At 72.0% G+C, this 26,193-nt stretch carries 22 protein-coding genes; 12 read left to right on the forward strand and 10 right to left on the reverse strand.

Annotated features, from left to right (window positions below; translation table 11 throughout):
- Positions 1-90: 90 nt before the first annotated feature.
- Positions 91-561 carry an SseB family protein gene (locus AB0F77_RS32695; protein ID WP_361955305.1) on the reverse strand — a complete coding sequence of 157 codons (471 nt, stop codon included), beginning with the start codon at positions 559-561 and terminating at the stop codon, positions 91-93.
- 141 nt (positions 562-702) lie between these two features.
- Between AB0F77_RS32695 and AB0F77_RS32700 the strand changes: the two genes are divergently transcribed.
- The 4 genes from AB0F77_RS32700 (at position 703) to AB0F77_RS32715 (ending at position 5,438) form a co-directional block, all read left to right on the forward strand.
- On the forward strand, positions 703-2,544 hold the full coding sequence (locus AB0F77_RS32700) for an acyl-CoA dehydrogenase (protein WP_361955306.1): 1,842 nt from the start codon (positions 703-705) through the stop codon (positions 2,542-2,544).
- A gap of 80 nt (positions 2,545-2,624) precedes the next feature.
- Positions 2,625-3,923: a M18 family aminopeptidase gene (locus AB0F77_RS32705; protein ID WP_361955307.1), complete on the forward strand. Its 1,299-nt coding sequence runs from the start codon at positions 2,625-2,627 to the stop codon at positions 3,921-3,923.
- Positions 3,924-4,149: 226 nt separating this feature from the next.
- Positions 4,150-5,193, forward strand: a complete 1,044-nt coding sequence (locus AB0F77_RS32710; RefSeq protein ID WP_361955351.1) for a glycosyltransferase family 2 protein — start codon at positions 4,150-4,152, stop codon at positions 5,191-5,193.
- A gap of 80 nt (positions 5,194-5,273) precedes the next feature.
- The gene (locus AB0F77_RS32715) at positions 5,274-5,438 is read left to right on the forward strand and encodes a hypothetical protein (protein ID WP_361955308.1); all 165 of its coding nucleotides are present in this window, start codon (positions 5,274-5,276) and stop codon (positions 5,436-5,438) included.
- An 84-nt stretch (positions 5,439-5,522) separates the two neighbouring features.
- Here the strand turns inward: AB0F77_RS32715 and AB0F77_RS32720 are convergent, their stop codons facing one another.
- Positions 5,523-5,933 carry a cupin domain-containing protein gene (locus tag AB0F77_RS32720; protein ID WP_361955309.1) on the reverse strand — a complete coding sequence of 137 codons (411 nt, stop codon included), beginning with the start codon at positions 5,931-5,933 and terminating at the stop codon, positions 5,523-5,525.
- A gap of 52 nt (positions 5,934-5,985) precedes the next feature.
- Here AB0F77_RS32720 and AB0F77_RS32725 point away from each other — a divergent pair, with 52 nt between their 5' ends.
- The 3 genes from AB0F77_RS32725 (at position 5,986) to AB0F77_RS32735 (ending at position 10,270) form a co-directional block, all read left to right on the forward strand.
- Entirely contained in the window at positions 5,986-7,020 is a 1,035-nt protein-coding gene (locus tag AB0F77_RS32725; protein WP_361955310.1) for a helix-turn-helix domain-containing protein, read from the forward strand.
- Entirely contained in the window at positions 7,017-7,511 is a 495-nt protein-coding gene (locus AB0F77_RS32730) for an LURP-one-related family protein (protein ID WP_361955311.1), read from the forward strand. Before AB0F77_RS32725 ends, AB0F77_RS32730 begins: the two co-directional genes overlap by 4 nt.
- A gap of 92 nt (positions 7,512-7,603) precedes the next feature.
- Positions 7,604-10,270, forward strand: a complete 2,667-nt coding sequence (locus AB0F77_RS32735; protein ID WP_361955312.1) for a SpoIIE family protein phosphatase — start codon at positions 7,604-7,606, stop codon at positions 10,268-10,270.
- Between the two features lie 421 nt (positions 10,271-10,691).
- Here the strand turns inward: AB0F77_RS32735 and AB0F77_RS32740 are convergent, their stop codons facing one another.
- Complete coding sequence (locus tag AB0F77_RS32740; protein ID WP_361955313.1) at positions 10,692-11,507, reverse strand: carbon-nitrogen family hydrolase; 816 nt, start codon at positions 11,505-11,507, stop codon at positions 10,692-10,694.
- Positions 11,508-11,725: 218 nt separating this feature from the next.
- Here AB0F77_RS32740 and AB0F77_RS32745 point away from each other — a divergent pair, with 218 nt between their 5' ends.
- Positions 11,726-12,550 (forward strand): maleylpyruvate isomerase family mycothiol-dependent enzyme, encoded by an 825-nt coding sequence (locus AB0F77_RS32745; RefSeq protein WP_361955314.1) that lies wholly within the window; start codon positions 11,726-11,728, stop codon positions 12,548-12,550.
- A gap of 107 nt (positions 12,551-12,657) precedes the next feature.
- Here the strand turns inward: AB0F77_RS32745 and AB0F77_RS32750 are convergent, their stop codons facing one another.
- Positions 12,658-13,956 carry an MFS transporter gene (locus AB0F77_RS32750; protein ID WP_361955315.1) on the reverse strand — a complete coding sequence of 433 codons (1,299 nt, stop codon included), beginning with the start codon at positions 13,954-13,956 and terminating at the stop codon, positions 12,658-12,660.
- On the reverse strand, positions 13,953-14,615 hold the full coding sequence (locus tag AB0F77_RS32755; protein WP_361955316.1) for a GntR family transcriptional regulator: 663 nt from the start codon (positions 14,613-14,615) through the stop codon (positions 13,953-13,955). Before AB0F77_RS32755 ends, AB0F77_RS32750 begins: the two co-directional genes overlap by 4 nt.
- 223 nt (positions 14,616-14,838) lie before the next feature.
- Here AB0F77_RS32755 and AB0F77_RS32760 point away from each other — a divergent pair, with 223 nt between their 5' ends.
- Positions 14,839-15,735 (forward strand): D-alanyl-D-alanine carboxypeptidase, encoded by an 897-nt coding sequence (locus tag AB0F77_RS32760; protein WP_361955317.1) that lies wholly within the window; start codon positions 14,839-14,841, stop codon positions 15,733-15,735.
- 72 nt (positions 15,736-15,807) lie between these two features.
- Here the strand turns inward: AB0F77_RS32760 and AB0F77_RS32765 are convergent, their stop codons facing one another.
- Genes AB0F77_RS32765 through pdhA form a run of 3 tightly spaced genes read right to left on the reverse strand, consistent with a single transcriptional unit; the run spans position 15,808 to position 19,509 of the window.
- The gene (locus AB0F77_RS32765; protein WP_361955318.1) at positions 15,808-17,298 is read right to left on the reverse strand and encodes a dihydrolipoamide acetyltransferase family protein; all 1,491 of its coding nucleotides are present in this window, start codon (positions 17,296-17,298) and stop codon (positions 15,808-15,810) included.
- Between the two features lie 10 nt (positions 17,299-17,308).
- Positions 17,309-18,301, reverse strand: a complete 993-nt coding sequence (locus tag AB0F77_RS32770; RefSeq protein ID WP_361955319.1) for an alpha-ketoacid dehydrogenase subunit beta — start codon at positions 18,299-18,301, stop codon at positions 17,309-17,311.
- A gap of 2 nt (positions 18,302-18,303) precedes the next feature.
- Positions 18,304-19,509: a pyruvate dehydrogenase (acetyl-transferring) E1 component subunit alpha gene (pdhA, locus tag AB0F77_RS32775; RefSeq protein ID WP_361955320.1), complete on the reverse strand. Its 1,206-nt coding sequence runs from the start codon at positions 19,507-19,509 to the stop codon at positions 18,304-18,306.
- 467 nt (positions 19,510-19,976) lie between these two features.
- Between pdhA and AB0F77_RS32780 the strand changes: the two genes are divergently transcribed.
- On the forward strand, positions 19,977-20,993 hold the full coding sequence (locus AB0F77_RS32780) for a phosphotransferase (protein ID WP_361955321.1): 1,017 nt from the start codon (positions 19,977-19,979) through the stop codon (positions 20,991-20,993).
- Positions 20,994-21,141: 148 nt separating this feature from the next.
- Here AB0F77_RS32780 and AB0F77_RS32785 read toward each other — a convergent pair whose 3' ends face one another.
- Positions 21,142-22,719, reverse strand: a complete 1,578-nt coding sequence (locus tag AB0F77_RS32785; RefSeq protein WP_361955322.1) for a protein kinase — start codon at positions 22,717-22,719, stop codon at positions 21,142-21,144.
- Positions 22,720-23,041: 322 nt separating this feature from the next.
- On the opposite strand from AB0F77_RS32785, the gene AB0F77_RS32790 reads away from it, so the two are divergent.
- Positions 23,042-24,700: a protein kinase gene (locus AB0F77_RS32790; RefSeq protein ID WP_361955323.1), complete on the forward strand. Its 1,659-nt coding sequence runs from the start codon at positions 23,042-23,044 to the stop codon at positions 24,698-24,700.
- A 121-nt stretch (positions 24,701-24,821) separates the two neighbouring features.
- Here the strand turns inward: AB0F77_RS32790 and AB0F77_RS32795 are convergent, their stop codons facing one another.
- Positions 24,822-25,361 carry a bacterial proteasome activator family protein gene (locus AB0F77_RS32795; protein WP_361955324.1) on the reverse strand — a complete coding sequence of 180 codons (540 nt, stop codon included), beginning with the start codon at positions 25,359-25,361 and terminating at the stop codon, positions 24,822-24,824.
- A 171-nt stretch (positions 25,362-25,532) separates the two neighbouring features.
- On the opposite strand from AB0F77_RS32795, the gene AB0F77_RS32800 reads away from it, so the two are divergent.
- Positions 25,533-26,012 (forward strand): hypothetical protein, encoded by a 480-nt coding sequence (locus tag AB0F77_RS32800; RefSeq protein ID WP_361955325.1) that lies wholly within the window; start codon positions 25,533-25,535, stop codon positions 26,010-26,012.
- The last annotated feature ends 181 nt before the right edge of the window (positions 26,013-26,193 follow it).

A 26,193-nucleotide genomic window follows, 5' to 3' on the forward strand; every position in this document is an offset into this window, starting at 1 on the left:
AGTTTAGTTGAGCATTGAACTTCCTGCCACCCCCAACGGAGAAGGCCCGGAGGGAATTCCCTCCGGGCCCGGGGCAGAGTGCCGCACACCTCAGCCGTACATGCGGCGCATCGCGAACTCGACCATCTGCTCGACGGCCTTCGCGTCGAACACCATGCGGTGCTCGCCCTCCATGTCGAGGACGAAGCCGTAGCCGGTCGGCAGCAGGTCGATCACCTCGGCGCCGGTGATCACGAAGTACTTGGACTCCTTGCCCGCATACCGGCGCAGCTCCTTGAGCGAGGTGAACATCGGGATCACCGGCTGCTGGGTGTTGTGCAGGGCGAGGAAGCCGGGGTTGTCGCCGCGCGGGCAGTACACCTTGGAGGTCGCGAAGACCTGCTGGAAGTCCTCGGCCGCCAGCTGGCCGGTGGTGAAGGCCCGCACCGCGTCCGCGAGCGACGGCGGCGACGGCTCGGGGTACAGCGGCGGCTGCTGGCCGTACCCGCCCGGCTGCTGCGGCGGCGGGGCGTACTGCTGCTGAGCGCTGCCCCCGTCCATGGGCTGGCCGTATCCATACATGAGCGCAAGCGTACTGAGTCACAGATGGGCGGTTCGGGGTTGCTTCTTATTACCGACGGGTAGCATCATCGGTACTGCTAGTTGGTACGTGAACCACACGCGAGGATCCAGTGCCTCGCCGAGTCCGATACGGAGCCGTCCATGGGGCACTACAAGTCGAACCTGCGCGACATCGAGTTCAACCTCTTCGAAGTACTGGGCCGGGACAAGCTGTACGGCACCGGCCCCTTCGCCGAGATGGACACCGACACCGCGAAGAGCGTCCTCGCCGAACTGACCCGCCTCGCCGAGAACGAGCTGGCCGACTCCTTCACCGACGGCGACCGCAACCCGCCGGTCTTCGACCCCGAGACGAACACCGCGCCGCTGCCCGCGTCGTTCAAGAAGAGCTACAAGGCGTTCATGGACTCGGAGTACTGGCGGCTCGGCCTGCCCGAGGAGATCGGCGGGACGACGGCTCCCCCGTCCCTGATCTGGTCGTACGCGGAGCTGATCCTCGGCGCCAACCCCGCGATCTGGATGTACTCCTCCGGCCCGGCGTTCGCGCGCATCCTCTTCGAGGAGGGCACCGAGGAGCAGAAGAAGATCGCCGAGATCGCGGTCGAGCGGACCTGGGGCTCCACCATGGTCCTCACCGAGCCCGACGCCGGGTCCGACGTCGGCGCCGGCCGCACCAGGGCGGTCCAGCAGGAGGACGGCTCCTGGCACATCGAGGGCGTGAAGCGCTTCATCACCTCCGGTGAGCACGACATGGAGGAGAACATCCTCCACTACGTCCTCGCCCGCCCCGAGGGCGCGGGACCCGGCACCAAGGGCCTGTCCCTCTTCCTCGTCCCGAAGTACGTCTTCGACTTCGAGACCGGCGAGCTGGGCGAGCGCAACGGCGTCTACGCCACCAACGTCGAGCACAAGATGGGCCTCAAGGCGTCCAACACCTGCGAGATGACGTTCGGCGACCGCCACCCCGCCAAGGGCTGGCTGATCGGCGACAAGCACGACGGCATCCGCCAGATGTTCCGCATCATCGAGTTCGCCCGGATGATGGTCGGCACGAAGGCCATCTCGACCCTGTCGACCGGCTACCTCAACGCGCTGGAGTACGCCAAGGAGCGCGTCCAGGGCCCGGACCTCGCGAACTTCATGGACAAGGCCGCGCCCAAGGTCACCATCACCCACCACCCCGACGTGCGCCGCTCGCTGATCACGCAGAAGGCGTACGCGGAGGGCATGCGCGCCCTCGTCCTCTACACCGCCTCCGTCCAGGACGCGATCGCGGTCAAGGAGGCGACCGGCGAGGACGCCTCCACCGAGCACGCGCTCAACGACCTGCTCCTGCCGATCGTCAAGGGCTACGGCTCCGAGAAGGGCTACGAGCAGCTCGCCCAGTCGCTCCAGACCTTCGGCGGCTCCGGGTTCCTCCAGGAGTACCCGATCGAGCAGTACATCCGCGACGCCAAGATCGACACCCTCTACGAGGGCACCACGGCCATCCAGGGCCAGGACTTCTTCTTCCGGAAGATCGTCCGCAACCAGGGCGCCGCGCTGAACTCCCTCGCCGAGGACATCAAGAAGTTCCTCGCGCTCGGCACCGGCGGCGAGCGGCTGGCGGGCGCCCGCGAGCACCTGGCCAAGGCGGCCGTGGAGCTGGAGGCGATCGTCGGCCTGATGCTGACCGACCTCGCCGCCACCGAGCAGGACGTCAAGAACATCTACAAGGTGGGCCTCAACACCACCCGCCTGCTGCTGGCCTCCGGTGACGTGATCGTCGGCTACCTGCTGCTCAAGGGCGCGGCCGTCGCCGCCGACAAGCTGGAGACCGCGGGCGGCAAGGGCGTGTCGGCCAAGGACACCGCGTTCTACACCGGCAAGATCGCGGCCGCGACCTTCTTCGCCGCCAACGTCCTGCCCGGCGTCACCCTGGCCCGCAAGATCTCGGAGAACGTCGACCTGGACCTGATGGAGCTGGACGAGGCCGCCTTCTAGACCTCGCGCCCCGTCCGCCCCACCGTGTGGGCCCGCTCCCATAAGGGGAGTGGGCCCACACACGTCGTTAAGGTGAACCCATGCGCGCTCCCCTCCGCTTCGACCGCGGCCACACCGACGATCTGATGTCCTTCCTCGCGGCGAGCCCGTCGCCGTACCACGCCGTGGCGAACGTCGCCGCGCGGCTGGAGAAGGCCGGTTTCCGCCAGGTCACCGAGACCGAGGAGTGGGACGGGACCAGCGGCGGCCGCTTCGTGCTGCGCGGCGGCGCGATCATCGCGTGGTACGTCTCGGAGGGCGCCGCCGCGCACACCCCGTTCCGGATCGTCGGCGCCCACACCGACTCGCCCAACCTGCGGGTCAAGCCGCTGCCGGACACCGGGGCGCACGGCTGGCGGCAGGTGGCCGTGGAGATCTACGGCGGACCGCTGCTCAACTCCTGGCTCGACCGCGACCTCGGGCTCGCCGGCCGGCTCACCCTGCGGGACGGCTCGACCCGGCTGGTGAACGTGAACCGGCCGCTACTGCGCGTGCCCCAGCTCGCCATCCACCTCGACCGCTCGGTCAACACGGACGGGCTCAAGCTCGACAAGCAACGCCACCTCCAGCCCGTGTGGGGCGTCGGGGACGACGTCCGCGACGGCGACCTGATCGCCTTCCTGGAGGAGGAGACCGGACTGCGCTCGGGCGAGGTGACCGGCTGGGACCTGATGGTGCACTCCGTCGAGGCGCCCGCCTACCTCGGCCGCGACCGCGAGCTGGTCGCCGGGCCGCGCATGGACGACCTGCTGTCGGTGCACGCGGGCGCGGCGGCGCTGGCGGCGGTGGCGACGTCCGGGGCGGAGCTGCCGTACATCCCGGTGCTGGCCGCCTTCGACCACGAGGAGAACGGCTCGCAGTCGGACACCGGCGCGGACGGGCCGCTGCTCGGCGGGGTGCTGGAGCGCTCGGTCTTCGCGCGCGGCGGGTCGTACGAGGACCGGGCCCGCTCGTTCGCGGGCACGATCTGCCTCTCCTCGGACACGGGCCACGCCGTGCACCCCAACTACGCGGAGCGGCACGACCCGACGCACCACCCGCGCGTCAACGGCGGCCCGATCCTCAAGGTCAACGTCAACAACCGCTACGCGACCGACGGTTCGGGCCGGGCGGTGTTCGCCGCGGCCTGCGAGAAGGCGGACGTGCCCTTCCAGTCCTTCGTCTCCAACAACTCGATGCCCTGCGGCACGACGATCGGCCCCATCACCGCGGCCCGCCACGGCATCCGCACCGTCGACATCGGCGTCGCCATCCTCTCGATGCACAGCGCCCGGGAACTGTGCGGCGCCGCCGACCCCTACCTGCTGGCCAATTCCCTCACGGCGTTCCTGGAGGGGTGAAAAGGCCATACGTCTTGGTAGATCCGTTATCCCCGGCAACTTGTGTAGTTGTGTGGAAAGCGTAAAGACTCGGTCCATCTGAGGCCGAGGGGACACCGGAGCCACCACGCACCAGGGACCCGGGGGGGGCTCCGTGACGTACCGCGTCGGCGTGGCGCCGCAGGCGCCGCGTCACGGCGCCCGGCGCGCGCACGCCGGGCCGGACGAGCCCGCGCACCGGCCCCGGCTGGTCGTGCTGATACCGGCGCACAACGAAGAGGACCGGATCGCCGCCGCCCTCGACGGGCTGCGGCACCAGACCCGCACCCCCGACCTGGTCGTGGTCGTCGCCGACAACTGCACCGACGCCACCGCCGCCGTCGCCACCGCCCACGGCGCCCAGGTCTTCCCCACCCAGGGCAACACCCACAAGAAGGCGGGCGCCCTCAACCAGGCCATCGCCTGGGTGCTGCCCCACCTCGACGACCGGGACCTGGTGCTCGTCCAGGACGCCGACACCGTGCTCAACCCCTGGTTCGCCGAGACCGCCCTCGCCACCTTCAACCGCAAGGTCGGCGCCGTCGGCGGCGTCTTCTACGGCGAACCCGGCGGCGGTCTGCTCGGCCTGCTCCAGCGCATGGAGTTCCACCGCTACGCCTGGGAACTGGAGCGCACCGGCGGAAAGGCCCAGGTCCTCACCGGCACCGGCACCATGTTCCGCGCCCGTGTGCTGCGCGAGGTCCGCGCCGCCCGCCGCGCCGGGGTGATCGGCGGCGGCACCGGCTACTACAGCCTCGCCTCGCTCACCGAGGACGACGAGATGACCAAGGCGGTCAAGACCCTCGGCTACCGGGCCATGTCACCGGCCGGCTGCGCGGTCACCACCGAGGTCATGCCGACCCTGCCCAAGCTGTGGCACCAGCGGCTGCGCTGGCAGCGCGGCGCCCTGGAGAACCTGCGCGACTACGGCTGGACCCGGGTCACCGCCCGCTACTTCCTCCAGCAGCTGCTGATGGGCTTCGGCGCGCTGTCCTTCCTCGTCTACCTGATCTTCACGATCACGTACACCTCGCTGTACGGCTGGCCCGGGATGTCGCCCTTCTGGACCGCGATCGGCCTGATCTTCGTGGTCGAGAAGACCGTCTCCGTCCGCCGCGCCGGACCCCTCGCGGTCCTGGTCGCCCTGCTGATGGTCCCGGAGATGCTCTACGACCTCTTCCAGCACGCCGTCTACTTCTCCTCCCTGTGGGGCCTGCTGCGCCGCAGCGAGGAGAAGTGGGTCGCCACCTGACGCGACCCGCCCGACGGGCCGTCACCCGAACCGCCGCCCCCCACGCGCCCACCTCACGCACCACCCCTAGGAGAAGCACGATGTACGGACGAGTGATAGGCGCCGGCACCACCGGCGCGGGCGGCGCCACCCTGGCCGCCACCGGCATGTGGCTCAACAGCATGGCGATGATGGTGGCGGCCACCACGCTGGTCGCCGCCGGAGTGGCCCTGTTCAAGCTGGCGCCGCGCCCGCGCCGCCGGTAGCACGCCCCGCCCTGCCGCCGGTCCCGGCCGTCCCTCCCGGCCAGGACCGGCGGCAGTCGGCCGGGCGGCCAGGCAGTCGGGCGGTCAGGCAGTCGGGCGGGGCGGTCGGCCGAGCGCGTGGCCCGTCGTCGCGTCCACGTGGGCCGGGACCTCCTCGTGCCGGTCGCCGACGGTGAGCGTGCCGGACGGCTCGAACAGCAGGATGGCCGTGGGGACGGGCGCGTACGGCTTGTGCTCGGTGCCGCTCGGGACGGTGAAGACCGAGCCCCTGGGCAGGACGACGGTGCGTTCGCCGCCGTCCTCGCGCAGGGCGATGTGCAGTTCGCCGTCGAGCACCAGGAAGAACTCGTCGGTGTGGTCGTGGACGTGCCACACGTGGTCGCCCTCGACCTTGGCGACGCGCACGTCGTAGTCGTTGACGGCCGTCACGATGCGGGGGCTCCACCGCTCGGCGAACGAGGCCAGGGCGGTGTCCAGGGAGATCGGTTCATTCATGACGCCATCGTCAGCGGTGGCGGGCCGGCGGCACGAGTGCTAGGAATCGCACATGCCGCAAGAATCCTCTCAGCCCTCTCAGCCCTCTCAGCCCTCGCGGCCGGACCGGGCCGGCCGGGCGCACCGGGTGGTCCTCCTCGTCGACGAGAACTCCAACCCCTTCGAGATGAGCTGCGCCATCGAGGTCTTCGGGCTGCGCCGCCCCGAGCTGGGCCGCGACCTCTACGACTTCCGGCTGTGCGCCGCCGACCCGGACACCCGGATGCGCGACGGCTTCTTCACCCTCACCGGGGTCGCCGGCCTGGAGGCGGCCGAGGAGGCGGACACCCTGATCGTGCCGAACCGCCCCGACACCGACACCCCGCGCGAGCCCCGCGTCCTGGACACCGTGCGCCGGGCCCACGCGCATGGCGCACGCCTCGTCGGCTTCTGCTCCGGCGCGTTCACCCTCGCCGAGGCCGGGCTCCTCGACGGACGGCGCGCGGCCTGCCACTGGATGTGGGCCGACGACTTCCGCGCCCGCTTCCCCCGGGTGCTCCTGGAGCCGGACGTGCTGTTCGTGGACGACGGCGACATCCTCACCGCGTCCGGCAGCGCCTCCGCGCTCGACCTCGGGCTGCACGTCGTACGGCGCGACCACGGCGCCGAGATCGCCAACGCCGTCTCCCGGCGGCTGGTGTTCGCCGCGCACCGGGACGGCGGGCAACGGCAGTTCGTGGAGCGCCCGGTCCCCGACGTGCCCGACGAGTCGCTCGGCCCGCTGCTCGCCTGGGCGCAGGAACGGCTGGGCGAGCCGCTGACGGTCGCGGACCTGGCCGCCCGCGCCGCCGTCTCCCCCGCCACGCTGCACCGCCGGTTCCGCACGCAGTTGGGGACCACGCCGCTGGCCTGGCTGACCGGGGAGCGCGTCGCCCTGGCCTGCCGGCTGATCGAACGGGGCGAGGAACGCCTCGACGTGGTCGCCGCCCGCAGCGGGCTCGGCACCGCCGCCAATCTGCGCGCCCGGCTGCGCCGCGAGACCGGGCTCAGCCCGTCGGCCTACCGGCGGCGTTTCGGTCCCGCGCGCGGGGAAGCCGTAACGGCATGAGATTCCAGGTACGCGACCGGCTCCTCGGCATCGGCGAGGACTACTGGATCGAGGACGACCACGGCAACAGGGTGTTCCTGGTCGACGGCAAGGCGATGCGGCTGCGGGACACCTTCGAACTGAAGGACACCCAGGGGCGGGTCCTCATCGACATCCACCAGAAGATGCTGGCCCTGCGCGACACGATGGTGATCGAACGGGACGGCGAGACCCTGGCCCGGATCCGCCGCAAGCGGCTGTCGCTGCTGCGCAACCACTACCGGGTGACCCTGGCCGACGGCACCGAACTGGACGTCAGCGGCAAGATCCTCGACCGCGAGTTCGCCGTGGAGTACGACGGCGAACTCCTCGCGGTGATCTCCCGCCGGTGGCTGCATCTGCGCGAGACCTACGGCGTGGACGTCGTCCGGGAGGACGCCGACCCGGCGCTGCTGATCGCGGTGGCGGTCTGCGTGATCCATCTGGCGGAAAAGGAACGGGCCGGCGACTAGAAACCACCGGTGCCGGAACCGGTTCCGGGCCCGTGCGTCACGATCCGCATGATCCGCCGGACAGCCACATCCGCTTGTGAGATAAAAGAGGCATGGCCGGATACCTCGGCCGCCTGTGCTCGGTGTTGAGCGCGCGTACCGTCGCCCGGCAGGTATTCGTCCTTCAGGCGGCGATCGTCGTGCTCCTCGTCGTCGCCGCGGTGGTCACCGTGGTCCTACAGGTACGCACCGACAGCGAGCGCGAGGCGCGCAATCGTTCCTTCGCCGTGGCCGAGACGTTCGCCCACGCGCCCGGTGTGGCCGAGGCGATGCAGAGCCCCGACCCGACCGCGCTGCTCCAGCCGCGCGCGGAGGCGGCGCGCAAGGCGTCGGGCGTGGACTTCGTCGTGGCGATGACCACCGACGGCATCCGCTACACCCACCCCGACCCCTCCCAGATCGGCAAGCACTACCTCGGCACCATAGGCCCCGCGGCGGCCGGCGGCGTCGTCCGGGAGACCTACACCGGCACGCTCGGCCCCTCGGTGCGCGCGGCGGTCCCCGTGACCGACGACCGGGGCCGGATCGTCGGCCTGGTCGCCGCAGGGGTCACCCTCAGCTCGGTCAGCGGGGTCGTCGAGCACCAGCTGCCCGTGCTCGTCGGCTCGGCGATCGCCGCCCTGGCCATCGCGACCGCGGGCACCGCCCTGGTGAGCCGCCGGCTGCGCCACCAGACGCACGGCCTCGGGCCCGCCGAGATGACGAGGATGTACGAGCACCACGACGCCGTCCTGCACTCCGTGCGCGAAGGCGTGATGATCATGGACGGGGACGGCCGGCTCGCCCTCGCCAACGACGAGGCGCGCAGACTCCTCGGCCTCGCCCCGCAGGCGGAGGGCAGCTCCCCGCTCGACCTGGACATGGACCGCGACCTCGCCCGGCTGTTCGTCTCCGGCCGGGACGCCACCGACGAGGTGCACCTCGCGCAGGGCCGGCTGCTCGCCGTCAGCCAGCGCTCCACCGACCGGGACGGCGGCCCGCCCGGCGCCGTCGCCACCCTGCGCGACACCACCGAGCTCCAGGCGCTCACCGGCCGCGCCGACCTCGCGCAGGAGCGGCTGAAGCTGCTCTTCGACGCCGGTCTGGAGATCGGCACCGGCCTCGACGTCACCCACACCGCCCAGGAGCTGGCGGACTTCGCGGTCCCCCGGTTCGCGGACTTCGTGACCGTCGACCTCGCCGATCCCGTGCTGCGCGGCGGCGAACCGCGGCAGGGCGGCACGGACATGCGCCGCGTCGGCTTCCGGGCCGTCCTCGGCGGCAGCCCGCTCTACGGCCACGACGAACTGGTCCGCTTCGCCCCGGACACCCCGCAGGCGGATGGTTTCGCCACCGGCCGGGCCACCCTGGAGACCGATCTGACGACGTTCTCCGGCTGGCAGGTCCAGGACCCCGAACGGGCCCGGCGGATCATCGAGTTCGGCATGCACTCGATGCTCACCGTCCCGCTGCGCGCCCGCGGCGTCATCATGGGCGTGACGACCTTCTGGCGGTCGGGCCCGCGCGAGCCCTTCGAGCAGGACGACCTCTCCCTCGCCGAGGAACTGGTGGCCCGCGCCGCCGTCAGCATCGACAACGCCCGCCGCTACACGCGCGAGCACGGCATGGCCGTCACGCTCCAGCGCAGCCTGCTGCCCCGGGCCCTGCCCGAACAGACCGCGCTGGAGGTGGCGTACGGCTATCTGCCCGCCCAGGCCGCGCAGGGCGGGGTCGGCGGCGACTGGTTCGACGTCATCCCGCTGCCCGGGGCCCGCGTCGCGCTCGTCGTCGGGGACGTCGTGGGGCACGGGCTGCACGCGGCCGCGACGATGGGCCGGCTGCGCACCGCCGTCCACAACTTCTCGACGCTGGACGTCCCGCCCGACGAACTGCTCTGGCACCTGGACGAGCTGGTCTCCCGCATCGACCTGGACGAGTCCTGCGACGACGAGGGCCCGCAGGTCACCGGGGCGACCTGTCTGTACGCCGTGTACGACCCCGGCTCCGGCCTGTGCACGCTCTCGCGCGCGGGGCACCTCCAGCCGGCCCTCGTCCGGCCCGAGGGCAGCGTGGAGTTCCTGGACGTGCCCGGCGGGCCGCCGCTCGGCCTGGGCGGTCCGCTGCCCTTCGAGACGGTCACGGTGCGGCTGCCCGAGGGCAGTTCGCTGGTCTTCTACACGGACGGGCTCGTCGAGGACCAGCGCCGTGACATCGACGACGGCCTGGAACTGCTGCGGCAGGCGCTGACCGGGGCCGGTCCGGAGCCGGACGCGATGTGCCGCAAGGTGCTCGCCGAACTGGTGCCGGAGCGGCCCCGCGACGACATCGCCCTGGTCGTGGCCCGCACCCGGATGCTGGCGCCCGACCGGACGGCGGAGTGGGACGTGCCGGCCGACCCCTCGGCGGTGGGCCGGGTGCGGGCCGCGGCGGCGAAGACACTGGAGGACTGGGGGCTGACGGAGGCGGCGTTCACGACCGAGCTGATCCTCAGCGAACTGGTCACCAACGCCATCCGGCACGCGGGCGGCCCCATCCGGGTACGGCTGATCCGCGACCGCAGTCTGATCTGCGAGGTCTCCGACGGCAGCAGCACCGCCCCGCACCTGCGCCGCGCGGCGACGACGGACGAGGGCGGCCGGGGCCTGTTCCTGGTGGCCCAGTTCGCCGACCGCTGGGGCACCCGCTACACCCCGTCGGGCAAGGTCATCTGGACGGAACAGCCCCTGGGGACGGGGTTGTAGGGGGCGAGGACGTCGGGGACGGGGACGTCGGGGACGAGGACGCCGGGCCGAGGACGCCGGGGACGAGGACGCCGGGCCGAGGACGTCGGGGACGCCGAGGACGTCGGGGACGCCGAGGACGTCGGGGACGAGGACGCCGGGCCGAGGACGCCGGGGACGAGGACGCCGGGCCGAGGACGCCGGGGCCGGGAACGTCAGGGCCGGGAACGCCGGGCCGAGGACGTCGGGGACGTCAGGGACGGGGATGCCTGGCCCGGGTGTTCGTCTCCGGCCGGGACGCCGCCGGCGAGGTGCACCTCGCGCAGGGTCGGCTGCTCGCCGTCAGCCGGCGCTCCACCGACCGGGACGGCGGCCCGCCCGGCGCCGTCGCCACCCTGCGCGACACCGCCGAAAGGGGCGCCCGCAGCGGGGCCGGGTGGTGTCAGTGGGAGGGCGGGGCGAGGCCCAGGACCCGGTCCTTGAGGACCGGGAAGCGGTCCCGCGCCGTGCGCGCCGCCGACGGGTCGAACTCCGCGGTCAGGACCTCCTCCCCGGCGCCCGCCTCCGCCAGGACCTCGCCCCAGGGGTCCACCACGATCGAGTGACCCGCCTGCGGAACTCCGGCGTGCGTCCCGGCCGTTCCACAGGCGAGCACGAACGCCTGGTTCTCGACCGCCCGCGCCCGGGCCAGCAGCGTCCAGTGCGTCCGGCGGCGCTCCGGCCAGCCCGCCGGGATCACCAGCGTCTCGGCGCCTCCGTCGACGAGCGCACGGAAGAGCTCGGGGAAGCGCAGGTCGTAGCAGGTGGCCACGCCGAGCGTGGTCCACGGCAGCCGCGCGGTCACCGGCTCGCGCCCGGCCCCCATCAGCACGGCCTCACCCTTGTCGAAGCCGAAGCGATGGATCTTGCGGTAGACGGCGGCGAGTTCACCGGAGGGGGAGAGGAGGAGCGAGGTGTTGTAGAGGGGCCCCGGCCCGTCGGAGCCGTCCTCGGACGCGGCGCGCTCCGGGAAGGACCCCGCGTGCAGCCATACGCCCGCGTCACGCGCGGCCCCGGCCATCGCCTCGTGCGTCGGCCCGTCCAGCGGCTCGGCCTCACGCGCGAACGTCTCGAAGGCGAAGGCGCCGGTCGTCCACAGCTCGGGCAGGACGACCAGATCGGCCCCGGCCTGCTCACGCACCAGCGCGGCCACCCGCCGCCTTCGCGATTCGACCGATTCGTCCTCGTCTACGGCGATCTGGAGGAGCGAGGCGCGCACACTACCACCGTCCTGGCATTCGACCCGTCCACACGGGCCTACGATCGTCACACGAAAGCACTGCCGGGGTGCCTCACAGCAGCGTAACTTGGGGGTCCCCCCCGTTCGAGCGATGACGAGAGCTTGGGGGATCTCCGAGACGCCCGCCGAAAGCCACCTCCCACTGGCACCTCCAGCCACCAACCGCCCGTGTACCGACCGCCGAGGGGTCCCGTTCCGTGAGTCTGCATCCCACCCTCCAGCCCTACGCCGACGCGTGGACCCACTCCATCGAAGCGATATCCGAGCTGGTGCAGCCGCTTGTCGAGGGCGAGTGGAACCGGCGGACGCCCTGCCCCGGCTGGTCGGTCCGTGACGTCGTCTCCCACGTCATCGGCCTGGACTGCGAGATGCTCGGCGACCCCCGGCCGATCCACAGCCTGCCGCGCGACCTGTTCCACGTCACCAACGAGCACCAGCGGTACATGGAGATGCAGGTCGACGTCCGCCGTCACCACACGGCCCCGGAGATGACGTCCGAGCTGGAGTACACGGTCATCCGCCGCAACCGCCAGCTGCGCAACGAGTCGCGCGACCCGGGCACCAAGGTGCGCGGCCCGCTCGGCACGGACCTCACGTTGGAGGAGGCCATGCGCAACCGGGCGTTCGACGTGTGGGTGCACGAGCAGGACCTGCGCGCCGCCCTGGGCCGGCCGGGCAACCTGGACTCGCCGGGCGCGCACGTCGCACGGGACGTGCTCCTGTCCGAGCTGCCGAAGGTCGTGGCCGACGACGCCGACGCGCCGCGCAGTTCGGCGGTCGTCTTCGACGTGCACGGGCCGATCGAGTTCCTGCGCACCATCCGGGTCGACATCCAGGGCCGGGGCACCCTGGAGACGGCCCCCGCGCTGGGCCCCGCCGCGACCCTCACCCTCGACTGGGAGACCTACGTCCGCCTGGCCTGCGGCCGGGTGACACCCGAGGCGGTCACGGACCGTGTGAAGACCGAGGGCGACCCGACCCTGACGGCGGCGATCCTCCGCCACTTCGCGGTGACGCAGTAACACGGTGACGTGAACACAGCGACGTGGTGACGGTGACGTGGTGACGCGGCGACAGGAAGCCTGAGTGGTGCGGGGCCTTCGAGGGCCCGCACCACCACTCCGCGGCGCTACGCCGCCGGTACGTGCACCGTCTCCACCCGGCTCGCGACCAGGCGTTCGCGTTCACGGCGGGCCGCCCGGCGGCGCAGGCGCAGGATCTGGCTCACGCCGAGCGCCTGGAGGAAGAAGACCACCGAGAAGGCGATCGAGTAGTCGTCGTCGGTCGCGTCGAGCAGGACACCCACCGCGAACAGGGTCGCCATGGAGGCGACGAATCCGCCCATGTTGGTGATCCCGGAGGCCGTGCCCTGCCGCTCCGGCGGATTCGCGGGCCGGGCGAAGTCGAAGCCGATCATCGACGCGGGACCGCACGCGCCGAGCACCGCGCACAGCGTCAGCAGCAGCCACATCGGGGCGTGGTCCGCGGGCCAGACGAGGACCGTCGCCCACATCACCGTCGTCGCCGCGACCGTCCCGAGCACCAGCGGCAGCCGCGCCGCGTGGTGCCGGGCGACGATCTGGCCGTAGACCAGACCGATCACCATGTTGGACAGCACGACCAGGGTGAGCAGTTCACCGGCCGTGGCCCGGCTGAGGCCCTGCGCCTCGACGAGGAACGGCAGCCCCCACAGCAGCAGGAACACCATCGCGGGGAACTGCGTGGTGAAGTGCGCCCACATGCCCAGCCGGGTGCCCGGCTCCCGCCAGGAGGCGGCGATCTGCCGGCGCACGTAGGCGGCCCCCCGGTGCGGGAAGGGTTCCGGCTCGTGGCCCTCGGGGTGGTCCTTCAGGAACAGCAGGAGCAGCACCAGGACGATCGCGCCGGCCGCCGCGCTCCCCGCGAACGCCGTCGTCCACCCGACGCCGTGCAGCAGCCGGGCCAGCACCAGCGTGGAGATCAGGTTGCCCGCCATGCCGACCAGGCCCGCGAGCTGCGCGACCAGGGGTCCGCGCCGCGCCGGGAACCACCGCGCGCCGAGTCGCAGCACGCTGATGAACGTCATCGCGTCACCGCAGCCGAGCAGTGCGCGCGAGGCGAGCGCGGTGCCGTACGACGGGGAGAACGCGAAGCCCAGCTGTCCGGCCGTGAACAGCACCGCCCCCATGCCCAGCACCCTCTTGGTGCCGAGCCGGTCGACCAGCAGCCCCACGGGTATCTGCATGCCGGCGTAGACCAGCAGTTGGAGGATCGAGAAGGTCGACAGCGCCGAGGCGCCCACGTGGAAGCGCTGCGCGGCGTCGAGCCCGGCGACCCCGAGGGACGTACGGAAGACGACCGCGACGAAGTAGACGGCGACGCCGATGCTCCACACCCACACCGCCCGGCGACCGCCCGGCGGGTCCCCGGGAAGGGTGGTGCCGCTCATCGGACCTCACCCCGCGCGAGGTTCGAGAACCAGCTCACGTGCCGGTGCACGACCCCCACGGCCGCCTCGGCGTCCCCGGTGCGCAGCGCTTCCAGGATCTCCGCGTGCTCGCTGAGCGTCTTGGCGATGCGGTCGGGGTGGGAGTGCATGACGGCGACGCCCATCCGCAGCTGACGGTCGCGCAGTTGGTCGTAGAGGCGGGAGAGGATCTCGTTGCCGCCGCTGCGCACGATCTCGGCGTGGAAGCAGCGGTCGGTGACGGCCGCGCCGGCGAAGTCCCCGGCGGCGGCCTGCTCCCGCTGCCGGGCGAGCAGTTCACCGAGGCGCTCCACCAGGCCCGGCGGCGCGGGCACGGCCTTGCGCGTGGCGTGCTGCTCGACGAGCAGCCGGGTCTCCACCACGTCGTGGATCTCCTGCGCGGAGACGGGCAGCACGAGGGCGCCCTTCTTCGGGTAGAGCTTGATCAGCCCTTCCACCTCCAGGCGCAGCAGCGCCTCGCGCACCGGAGTGCGCGAGACCCCGACGGCCTCGGCCAGCTCACCCTCGGTGAGGAGGCTGCCGCCCTCGTAACGGCGGTCCAGGACACCCTGCTTGACGTGGGTGTACACGCGGTCGGCGGCGGGCGGCTGTCTGACGGGGGCAGGGGGCGCTGAAGGCATGCGCACAGCATAGATACATCACGTACGCATGCCCGAGCGTCGTCCACGATGCGGACCCCACGCGACCGTCCCGTAACGCAGGTCACACGGAACTCCCCGAAAAACCCTCGCGGGTCGTACAACCATCACCCCCGTCAGGGCGTCACACACGTGCGGCCCCACTCCCTTGCCACCTCAACTCGGCCGCACAGTAGGGGCATTCAAGACAATCGGGGTATCTCACTTGAAAACCGGCATCCAGGGCATTCGCCTCCGCAGGGCCACCGCCGTCGCCGTCACGTCCGGCGCGCTGATCGCCGCCGGAGCCCTCTCCGCGGCGCCCGCCCAGGCCGTGACGACGCCCTCGATCGTGGCCAAGGGCGGCTACGTCATGAACAACGGCAACGCCAAGACGCTCTACACCAAGGCGGCGGACACCAGGCGGTCCACGGGCTCCACCACGAAGATCATGACCGCGAAGGTCGTGCTCGCGCAGTCGAACCTGAACCTGGACGCCAAGGTCACGATCCAGAAGGCGTACAGCGACTACGTCGTCAAGAACAACGCCTCCCAGGCCCATCTGATCGTCGGTGACAAAGTCACCGTCCGTCAGCTCCTGTACGGGCTGATGCTGCCGTCCGGCTGCGACGCCGCCTACGCGCTCGCCGACAAGTACGGCTCCGGCTCCACCCGGGACGCCCGGGTGAAGTCCTTCATCGGCAAGATGAACAGCGCCGCCAAGAGCCTCGGCCTGAAGAACACGCACTTCGACTCGTTCGACGGCATCGGCAAGGGCACCAACTACTCGACGCCGCGCGACCTGACGAAGATCGCCAGCAGCGCGATGAAGAGCGCGACGTTCCGCACGATCGTCAAGACCAAGTCGTACCGCGCCAAGACGATCACCAAGACCGGCTCCACCCGCACCATGGCCGCCTGGACCAACACCAACGGGCTGCTCAGCAGCTACAGCGGCACCATCGGCGTAAAGACCGGCTCCGGCCCCGAGGCCAAGTACTGCCTGGTCTTCGCCGCCACCCGCAACGGCAAGACGGTCATCGGCACCGTCCTCGCCTCCTCGTCCATCACCGCCCGCGAGTCGGACGCCAAGAAGCTGCTGACCTACGGCTTCGCCAAGTGACGTCCCCGTACGACGCCGAAGGGGCCCGCCGCAGCACGCGGCGGGCCCCTTCCCGTGTCGTCGACGCGCCCGTCAGGCCCAGGTGATCAGCCGCTTCGGCTGCTCCAGGATCGCCGCGACATCGGCCAGCACCTTGGAGCCCAGCTCGCCGTCGACCAGCCGGTGGTCGAAGCTCAGCGCCAGCGTGGTGACCTGACGGGGCTTCACCTTGCCCTTGTGGACCCACGGCTGGAGCTTGATCGCGCCGACCGCGAGGATCGCGGACTCGCCGGGGTTGAGGATCGGCGTGCCGGTGTCGATGCCGAAGACGCCGACGTTGGTGATGGTGACCGTGCCACCCTGCATCGCCGCCGGGGAGGTCCTGCCCTCCCGCGCGGTGGACACCAGCTCACCGAGCGCCTGCGCCAGCTGCGGCAGCGTCCTGGCGTGCGCGTCCTTGATGTTGGGGACGAGCAGCCCGCGCGGGGTGGCCGCGGCGATGCCCAGGTTGACGTAGTGCTTGAGCACGATCTCCTGGCTCGCCTCGTCCCAGGACGCGTTGATGTCCGGGTTGCGCCTGATCGCGACCAGCAGGGCCTTGGCGATCAGCAGCAGCGGGTTGACCCGCAGCCCCTGCATCTCCTTGTCCTGCTTCAGCTCCTCGACGAGCCGCATCGTGCGCGTCACGTCCACCGTCACGAACTCGGTGACGTGCGGCGCCGTGAACGCCGAGCCGACCATGGCCTGCGCCGTCGCCCTGCGGACGCCCTTGACCGGGATCCGCGTCTCGCGCGCCCCGTCGTACGCGACCGCCGGGGCCGGGGCCCCGGCCGGGGTCACGACCGCCGGCACGGCCTCGGGGACGGGCACGGCGACGGGGGTGGGGGCCACGGGAGCGACCGCCGCGTGCACGTCCTCGCGCGTGATGACACCGTCCGGGCCGGTCGGGGTCACCGTGGCCAGGTCGACCCCGAGGTCCTTCGCCAGCTTCCGCACGGGCGGCTTGGCCAGGGGGCGCGACCCGGGGGCGGGGGCTGCGGACACCGGGGCTTCGGGGGCGGGCGCGGGAGCCGGGGCCGGGGCAGGAGCCGGGGCCGCGGCACCGGCGTGGCCGTTCAGCTCGGTCTGGACCGCGCGGACGGCCTCGGCCGGGGCACCCGTCCCGGTGGGCTTGCGCGGGCGGCGCCGGGTCGAGGAGGTGGAGACGCCGTAGCCGACCAGCACCGGCTGGCGGCCCTCCGTCTTCGGCTCCTCGGCGGCGGGCCGCTCGACGGGCGCGGGCTGCTCGGCCGGCTGCGCCGGCACCGGAGCGGGGGCCGCGCCGCCCGAGACGTCCACCGCGATGATGGACGTGCCCACGTCCACCGTGGTGCCGGCCGGGAAGTGCAGCTCGCGGACCACGCCGTCGTACGGGATGGGCAGTTCGACGGCCGCCTTCGCGGTCTCGACCTCGCACACCACCTGGCCGTCGGTCACCGTGTCGCCCGGCTGCACGTACCACGTGAGGATCTCGGCCTCGGTGAGTCCCTCGCCCACGTCGGGCATCTTGAACTCACGCACGGACGCTTCCGTCATCGTCGTCACGTCCCTCTCCTCAGTACGCCAGGGCGCGGTCGACGGCGTCGAGCACCCGGTCCAGGTCGGGGAGGTACGACTCCTCCAGTCGGGCCGGCGGGTACGGCGCGTGATAGCCGCCGACCCGGAGCACGGGGGCCTCCAGGTGGTAGAAGCAGCGCTCCGTGATGCGGGCGGCGATCTCCGCGCCCGAGCCGAAGAACACCGGCGCCTCGTGGACCACGACCAGCCGGCCGGTCCGCTCCACCGACGCCTGGATCGCGTCGAAGTCGAGCGGGGAGACCGACCGCAGGTCCAGGACCTCCAGGGACCGGCCCTCCTCGGCCGCCGCGTCGGCGACCTCCCGGCAGAGCTTCACCATCGGGCCGTAGGCGACGAGGGTCAGGTCGGTGCCCTCGCGCACCACGCGCGCCTTGTGCAGCGGCGCCGGGATGGCCTCGGTGTCGACCTCGGCCTTGTCCCAGTAGCGCCGCTTGGGCTCGAAGAAGATCACCGGGTCGTCGCTCTGGATGGCCTGCTGCATCATCCAGTACGCGTCCGAGGCGTTCGACGGGGAGACGATCTTGAGGCCCGCCACGTGCGCGAACAGGGACTCGGGGGACTCCGAGTGGTGCTCGACCGCGCCGATGCCGCCGCCGTAGGGGATACGGACGACGACCGGGAGCTTGACCTTGCCCAGCGAGCGCGCGTGCATCTTCGCGAGCTGGGTGACGATCTGGTCGTACGCCGGGAAGACGAAGCCGTCGAACTGGATCTCCACCACCGGGCGGTAGCCCCGCAGGGCCAGGCCGATGGCGGTGCCGACGATGCCCGACTCGGCGAGCGGGGTGTCGATGACGCGGCTCTCGCCGAAGTCCTTCTGCAGACCGTCCGTCACCCGGAAGACACCGCCGAGCTTGCCGACGTCCTCACCCATGACGAGGACCTTGGGGTCCGTCTCCAGGGCACGCCGCAGCGACTCGTTGATCGCCTTGGCCAGCGCCATGTTCTTCGTGGCCGTGGTCTCCGCCATGGTCAGACCCCCTCTACGTCCGCGAACGACGCCTGGTAGGCGGCGAACTGGGCGCGCTCCTCGTCGACGAGCGCGTGCCCGTCCGCGTACACGTTGTCGAAGATGGCGAGGTTGTCCGGGTCGGGCATGGCCCGCACCACCTCGCGCACTCGCCTGCCCAACGTCTCGCTCTCCGCCTCCAGTTCCGTGAAGAATCCCTCGTCCGCGTGGTTTGCGGACTCCAGGTGCCGCCGAAGGCGCAGGATCGGGTCCTTGGCCTCCCAGGCCAGGCGCTCCTCGTCGCCCCGGTAACGGGTCGGGTCGTCGGAGGTGGTGTGGGCGCCCATCCGGTAGGTGTACGCCTCGACGAGCGTCGGACCCTCGCCCGCGCGGGCCCGGTCCAGCGCCCACTTGGTGACCGCGAGGCAGGCGAGCACGTCGTTGCCGTCCACGCGCACCCCGGGGAAGCCGTAGCCCTGGGCCCGCTGGTAGAGCGGCACCCGGGTCTGCTTCTCGGTGGGCTCGGAGATCGCCCACTGGTTGTTCTGGCAGAAGAACACGACGGGCGCGTTGTAGACCGCGGAGAAGGTGAACGCCTCGGCCACGTCGCCCTGGCTGGAGGCGCCGTCGCCGAAGTAGGCGATGACGGCCGAGTCGGCGCCGTCCTTGGCCACGCCCATCGCGTAGCCGGTGGCGTGCAGCGCCTGGGAGCCGATGACGATGGTGTAGAGGTGGAAGTTGTTGCCGCCCGGGTCCCAGCCGCCGTTGTTCACGCCCCGGAACATGCCGAGCAGGTTGGTCGGGTCGACGCCGCGGCACCAGGCCACACCGTGCTCGCGGTAGGTCGGGAAGACGTAGTCGTCCTCGCGGGTGGCCCGGCCTGAGCCGATCTGCGCGGCCTCCTGGCCCAGCAGCGAGGCCCACAGGCCCAGCTCGCCCTGGCGCTGCAGGGCGGTGGCCTCAGCGTCGAAGCGGCGGGTGAGCACCATGTCGCGGTACAGACCGCGCAGCTCCTCGGGGGTGATCCCGGCGACGTACTCCGCGTACTCGGCGTACCTCGGGTCCTCGACGCGCTCGCCCTCGGGCGTCAGCAGCTGGACGAGTTCGGGTTCGGTGCTCTTCTTGGCAGTGGTGCGGGTGGTGCGGGTGGTGCGCTTGGTGCCGGTGGTGCCGGCCTTGCCTGCGGCGCTGCGTCGCGGCTTGCGAGCGGCACTGCTGTCCACGGTCACGTGTGCTCCTCCGTCGGTCCGGCCCCCGGGGTTGCCGGGTAACCAGTGCGGCTCACCCGTTGCCGGCACCCGGAGCACGGGGTGGGTGCCACTGGGCCGGAACAGGCGTGACAGGTGCCCCGGCGAGCGCCCTGCAAATGTCACGTTACCCAGTGCGCCACATTTCTGTGAAACCCCCCTGACCTGCGGCTTTTGCTTGGATTTCCAAGTAAATCCCCAGGGTCGGGAAGGTCGCTGGTCACAGCCTTGCAGGAGGCCGGAGCAACGGCACGTTATCCCGCCCACCCAGGTCACGGGAAGAGTCCCGCGCCGCACTCGGCCTACCACTCCGGGGCGGTCGGCGGCCCCGGAGGGCACTTCGTGCACACACTGTGATCGAAAGCGACTGTGTGTGACAACGTGCAGCTCACGCGCCCTTTTGGTGCCCTAGCATCTGCGGCGTGCCGCGCTCTTGTGTACCACCCCCCGTGCCCCACGCGCCCCCACTGGGCGCCCTGCTCCGGCTGTACGGCGCGGGTTCCGCCGTCGCCTGCGAACCCGTCGACCAGGGCCTCCTCAACCGCGGATACCGCCTGCGCACGACACGCGGCCACTACTTCCTCAAGCACCACTTCGACCCCGACACCGCCGATCCCGCCGCGATCGAGCGCCGGCACGAGGCCACCCGGCGCCTCGCCGACCTGGGCGTCCCGGTCGCCCCGCCGCTCGCCCGGCACGACGGCCGCACCGTCGCCGTCGTCGGCGGCCACGCCTACGCCCTGCACCCCTGGATCGACGGCAGACACCGCCACGGCGGCCAGCTCACCACCGGGCAGTCCGCCCGGCTCGGCGCGCTCCTGGGCGCCGTGCACGCCTGCCTGGAGCGCGTGATGCCGCCCAAGGGCGGCACGCGGCCCGCCACGAGCCCCCACCCGGTGGAGAGCGCCGACCCGGCCGACACCTTCGCCCTGATCGACGACCTGCTCGGCCACGTCCGCCGCCACCGCCCCGCGGACTCCTTCGACGCCCTGGCCCGCCACCGCCTGCTCGAACGCCGGGAACTGCTCGAACAGCACGCGGACCGCCGGCCCCCGCGCGGCGGCCCGGTGGGCTGGGTGCACGGCGACTTCCACCCGTTCAACCTGCTCTACAAGGGCGACGCCCCGGCCGCGATCGTCGACTGGGACCGGCTCGGCGTGCAGCCCCGCGCGGAGGAGGCCGTCCGCGCCGCCGCGATCTTCTTCGTACGGCCCGCGGGGGCGCTCGACCTGCCGAAGGTGCGGGCCTACGCGCGCGCGTACCGGCTCGCCGCGCGGGCCACGCCCTCCGAACTCGCGGCGGCCGTGCACCGCGTGTGGTGGGAGCGGCTCAACGACTTCTGGATGCTGCGCTGGCACTACGAGCGCGGCGACAGCCGCGCCGACCCCCAGTTCCCGGCCGCCTCGGCGCTCGCGGTGTGGTGGACGCGGGAGTACGACGCGGTCTGCGACGCCTTCGTGGAGTGACCGCGCGGAGCGACGCTCGGAGTGACCGCGCGGGCGCCCGTGGGGCCGTACGGAAACACCACGCGCGCGGGGGAGCCGGACTAGGCTCCCACGCGCGCGTGGTGAAGATCCCTCAGGGGGTGGGCTCGATCGTGGGGGGCTCTGGCATTCAAGTCGTCCCCGGCGCACCGGTGTTGCCACCGTCCGCGCCGCCCGTCGGCTCCGGCGGCGCCTCCGTGGTCGCGGGCTGCGACTCCGTGCCCGAGTCGGTCGGCTCGTCGGAGGTCTCCGGCGGCGACGGATTCTCGGTCGGGCCGCTGGTCTCCGGGTCGGACTGGGTGAACGACGGAGTGGACGACGGCGTGTACTGCCGGCCGGTGCCCTGGTCCGAGCCGCCGCCCGTGCCCGGGTCGATGGACCGCTGCGGCGTGTCGTCGCTCGGGCTCTCGCTGCTCGTCTCGTCCTCGCTGGACTGCGAGGTCGTCGGCGACGGGCCCGTGTCCTGGCCGCCACCGCCGCCACCGCCGCTGTTCAGCGCCAGCGCCACGCCCGCCGCGACGGCGATCACCGCGAGCACGGCCAGGATCCACAGCCTGCCGCGGCCGCTGCCCTTGTTGCCGCGCCCCTCGAAGCCGCCGTCGTCGTTCCCGTAACCGCCCCCGTACCCGCCGGGCAGGATCGGCTGCGGGATCTGCGTGGTGCCGGACCCGGCCATGGGGTGCTGCATCGCGGTGGTCCCGGCGAACCCTGCGGCCGGGGTGTGCCGCCCGTCGTGCATGTCGACCGGCCCGGTGTTCCAGGTGCCGGTGTGCCCGCCCTGGTCGTACAGCATCTGGAGGCCGTACTGCACCAGGCCGCGCATCTCCTCGGCCGTCTGGAAGCGGTCGTCGGGCTCCTTGGCCAGCGAGCGCATGACCAGACCGTCCAGCTCCGGCGGCGCGGAGCCCCCGACGACCGACGGCGGCACCGGGATGTCCTGCACGTGCTGGTAGACCACCGACAGCGGGGTCTCACCGGTGAACGGGGGCCGCAGAGCGAGCAGTTCGTACAGCAGACAGCCGGTCGCGTACAGGTCGGAGCGGTAGTCGACGGCCTTGCCGAGCGCCTGCTCAGGCGACAGGTACTGCGGGGTGCCCATCACCATGCCGGTCTGCGTCATCGTCGTGGACGCGCCGTGCAGCGCGCGGGCGATGCCGAAGTCCATGACCTTGACGGCGCCGTTGTGCGTGATGATGACGTTGGCCGGCTTGATGTCGCGGTGCACGATGCCGTGCTGGTGCGAGTAGGCCAGCGCCTCCAGCACCCCGGAGACGATGATCAGGGCCTGCTCGGGCCCGGGTGCCTCGGCGTTGAGCAGCAGGTCGCGAATGGTGCGGCCCTCGACCAGCTCCATCACGATGTAGGGCACGGCCTGGCCGCCCACCTGGTCCTCGCCGGAGTCGTACACGGCGACGATCGCGTGGTGGTTGAGTCCGGCCACCGACTGCGCCTCGCGCGTGAAGCGCGCCTTGGAGACGGGGTCCTCCGCGAGATCGGCCCGCAGCAGCTTGACCGCGACGGTGCGGCCCAGCCGTACGTCCTCGGCCGCGAACACCTCGGCCATGCCGCCCCGGCCGAGACGGTGGGTCAGCCGGTACCGGCCGTCGCCGACCAGCCCTCCGTTGCCCCACATCTCCGGCGCGTCTGACAATCCGCCGCCAGCCGCCTCGGGGTCGGACGGGCCCTGGGCGCTGTGCGTCTGTGCCATCGGTCCTCGCCGTCGTTTCTGCCCGCGGTGAGCGCGGTGTTGGTACGGGTCTCCGTCGGCCACGCTACAGCCTCCACGAGGGCCTCCGGTCCGGGATCGGAACCGGGACCGGCCCGAGACGGACCGGTCATCAAACCGGTAGCCCCTCGCGTCGTGCAAATTCCGTGTACCTGGAGTACGGCCGCTGTAACGCTTCCGCGACGCTTCTTTCGCGTACGGTCACGGAACGGGCACCACGCTTGACGTGTCAGTGCCCTCGGGCAGACTTGGCCGGGAATGGCACATTCGATCAGCGCCTGACGGCCACGGGGGGACGGGGAACATGAGCCAGGACGGCGCGGGGGGCCGGTATACGGGGCAGGCGCTCGCCGGCGGCCGCTACCAGTTGCGGGACCTGCTCGGCGAGGGCGGCATGGCCTCCGTGCACCTGGCGTACGACGCGGTGCTCGACCGCCAGGTCGCGATCAAGACGTTGCACACGGAACTCGGCCGTGAGCAGGCGTTCCGCGAGCGCTTCCGCCGTGAGGCGCAGGCCGTGGCGAAGCTCACGCACACCAACATCGTCTCGGTCTTCGACACCGGCGAGGACGACCTGGGCGGGCTGACCACTCCGTACATCGTCATGGAGTACGTCGAGGGCCGCCCGCTGGGCTCGGTGCTCGACGCGGACGTACGGCAGCACGGCGCGATGCCCGCCGACAAGGCGCTAAGGATCACGGCGGACGTGCTGGCGGCGCTGGAGATCAGCCATGAGATGGGGCTGGTCCACCGCGACATCAAGCCGGGCAACGTCATGGTCACCAAGCGCGGTGTCGTCAAGGTCATGGACTTCGGCATCGCCCGCGCCATGCAGTCGGGCGTCACGTCGATGACCCAGACCGGCATGGTCGTCGGCACCCCGCAGTACCTCTCGCCCGAGCAGGCGCTCGGCCGCGGTGTGGACGCCCGCTCCGACCTGTACTCGGTCGGCATCATGCTGTTCCAACTGGTCACCGGGCGGTTGCCGTTCGACGCGGACTCGCCCCTCGCGATCGCGTACGCGCATGTGCAGGAGCAGCCGGTCGCCCCTTCGTCGGTCAACCGTTCGCTGCCGCCGGCGGTGGACGCGCTGGTCGCCCGCGCGCTGAAGAAGAACCCGAACGAGCGCTTCCCCACCGCCGAGGCGATGCGGGACGAGTGCCTGCGCGTCGCCGCCTCCTTCCAGGCGGCCGCGCCGAACATCGTGCCGGGCGCCCCGACCCCCAGCGGCTCGGGCGTCGGCTCCGCGGTCTTCCCTCCGGTCGACCAGGCGGCCCCCGCGCCCACCGGCCCGGTGCAGACGCCGTACCAGCCCCCGGCCACCCCGAACCCGTACGGCACGCCGACGCCCTCCCCGGCCTACGGCTATCCGCAGCAGGGCGGCTACGCGGCCCCGTCGGCCGGGTACGGCCCGCAGGGCGCCTCGACCCCGCCGCCGTACAACCTCACCCCGCAGACCGCGGTGCAGTCCTCGGGTCCGGGCGGCGGCAGGGGCAACCGGCCGGTGATCATCGGCTCGATCGTGGTGTCCCTGGTCGCGGTCGTCGGCCTGGTCGTCGCGCTGACCCTGAACAGGGGCGGCGGTGGCGACGACAACGCGGGGGGCGGGGGCGGCGCCGGTGCCTCGACCTCCGCGTCGGCCTCCACCTCGTCCCACGCGGAGGGCTACCGCGGCCCGGACGAGTCCAAGACCATCGACACGAGCGAGTGCACGGAGCCCCAGGAGTCGTACGACGACCCGGACAAGATCCAGGTCCCGGACTTCCACTTCAAGTACATCAAGTCGGTCAAGGAGTGCTTCCAGGCCGCGGGCTGGAGCATGAAGGAGGTCCCGGTCGACGAGAACACCTACGGCGACGGCTCGATCATGGACCAGTTCCCGGCCGCCGGCACGGACGTCGACCCGAAGGACATGCCGACCATCCAGCTCAAGGTCTCGACCGGCAACCCGGCGACCGGCTGACCGGCCCGCACACGTCGAAGGGCCCGGCACACAGGAGTGCCGGGCCCTTTGCTGTGAGGTCGTACAGGTCCAGTCGTACGGGTCCGCGGAGCAGGTCCGCGGAACGGCTTGCGGAACGCGTCTACAGGTACGGTCCGCCCGAGCGGCCGCCCGCGCGCTGCTGCTCCTCCGGGCCGTCGCCCACGCCCGGCGGCAGGGCCCGGCGCATCTGCTCCAGCTGGGCCCTCGCGGCCATCTGCTGGGCGAACAGCGTGGTCTGGATCCCGTGGAAGAGACCCTCCAGCCAGCCGACCAACTGGGCCTGCGCGATACGCAGTTCCGCGTCACTCGGCGTCGCCCCGTCCGAGAAGGGCAGGGAGAGCCGCTCCAGCTCCTCGACGAGCTCGGGCGCGAGTCCGTCCTCCAGCTCCTTCACGGAGCTGCGGTGGATCTCCTTGAGCCGGGCCCGGCTGGCCTCGTCCAGGGGAGCGGCGCGTACTTCCTCCAGCAGCTGCTTGATCATGCTGCCGATGCGCATCACCTTGGCGGGCTGCTCGACCTGCTCCGTCACCGGGATCTCGCGGGAGTCGTCGTCTCCGCCACCGCCGAGCGCCATCCCGTCCTGGCCCACGACCAGGATCTGGGGGTTCTCCGGCGACCTTTCGTTCCTCGGCATCTCCATGCCGCCATTCTCTCGCACACCTACACCTCATCACCGCGCCGCCCCCCATGGGGCGTGATCCACCGTTTAGACCCGTCGGCCCAACCCGGAATGCCGGGATCGTCGCCGAATGTGAGGCTGAGGTTCCTCGGTACCGGCGACTGGGTTCCAGGAGGTCACCGCCGTGGCTCCATGGCTGCGTCCCCCGCTCCGCCTCGTACGGCTGCTGCCCGTCGTGGCGCTGCTCCTGCTGCCGTACGGCACCGCGAGCGCGCACACCGGGCCGTCGGGCCCCGCACCCGCGCCCCCGTCCCGGCCCGCGCCGGCCACGGCACCCGCCTCTTCGGGCAGGCCCCCGTCCACGTCCGCGCCCGCGGAGTCCTCGACACCGGCACCGGCGTCGTCCGCGTCCTCCCCTTCAGCGCCGGCCTCCCCGTCGGTACCGTCGGCCACGGAGTCCGCGGCGGGAGCGAAGCCCGGCTCCGGCTCCGGCCCGGGTTCACCCGCCGCCCCCACGGCATCCTCCTCATCGGCGTCGTCGGGGTCGTCCGTGTCGTCGGGGTCATCGGCCTCGTCGGTCTCGTCAGTCTCGCCGATCTCATCGGTCTCATCGGTCTCATCGGTCTCATCGGTCTCTTCCGAGCCGTCCCGGGCCGGCAGCCGCCCCGGTGAGGGACGGCAGCGGCCGGGACGCGACGACGGGCCCGCGACGAAGATCCAGGGCGACGACGACCTCTTCGGCACGCACGGGCACCACACCCCCGAGGACGGCGGGGTACGGCCCCCCGCCGTCTCCGAGTCGCCCCGGGAGGCCGCCCTGGCCCCCTCCGCCGCCCCGCCCCGGCCCGCGGGC

The organism is Streptomyces sp. NPDC026672 (assembly GCF_040638185.1).
Classification (GTDB): Bacteria; Actinomycetota; Actinomycetes; order Streptomycetales; family Streptomycetaceae; genus Streptomyces.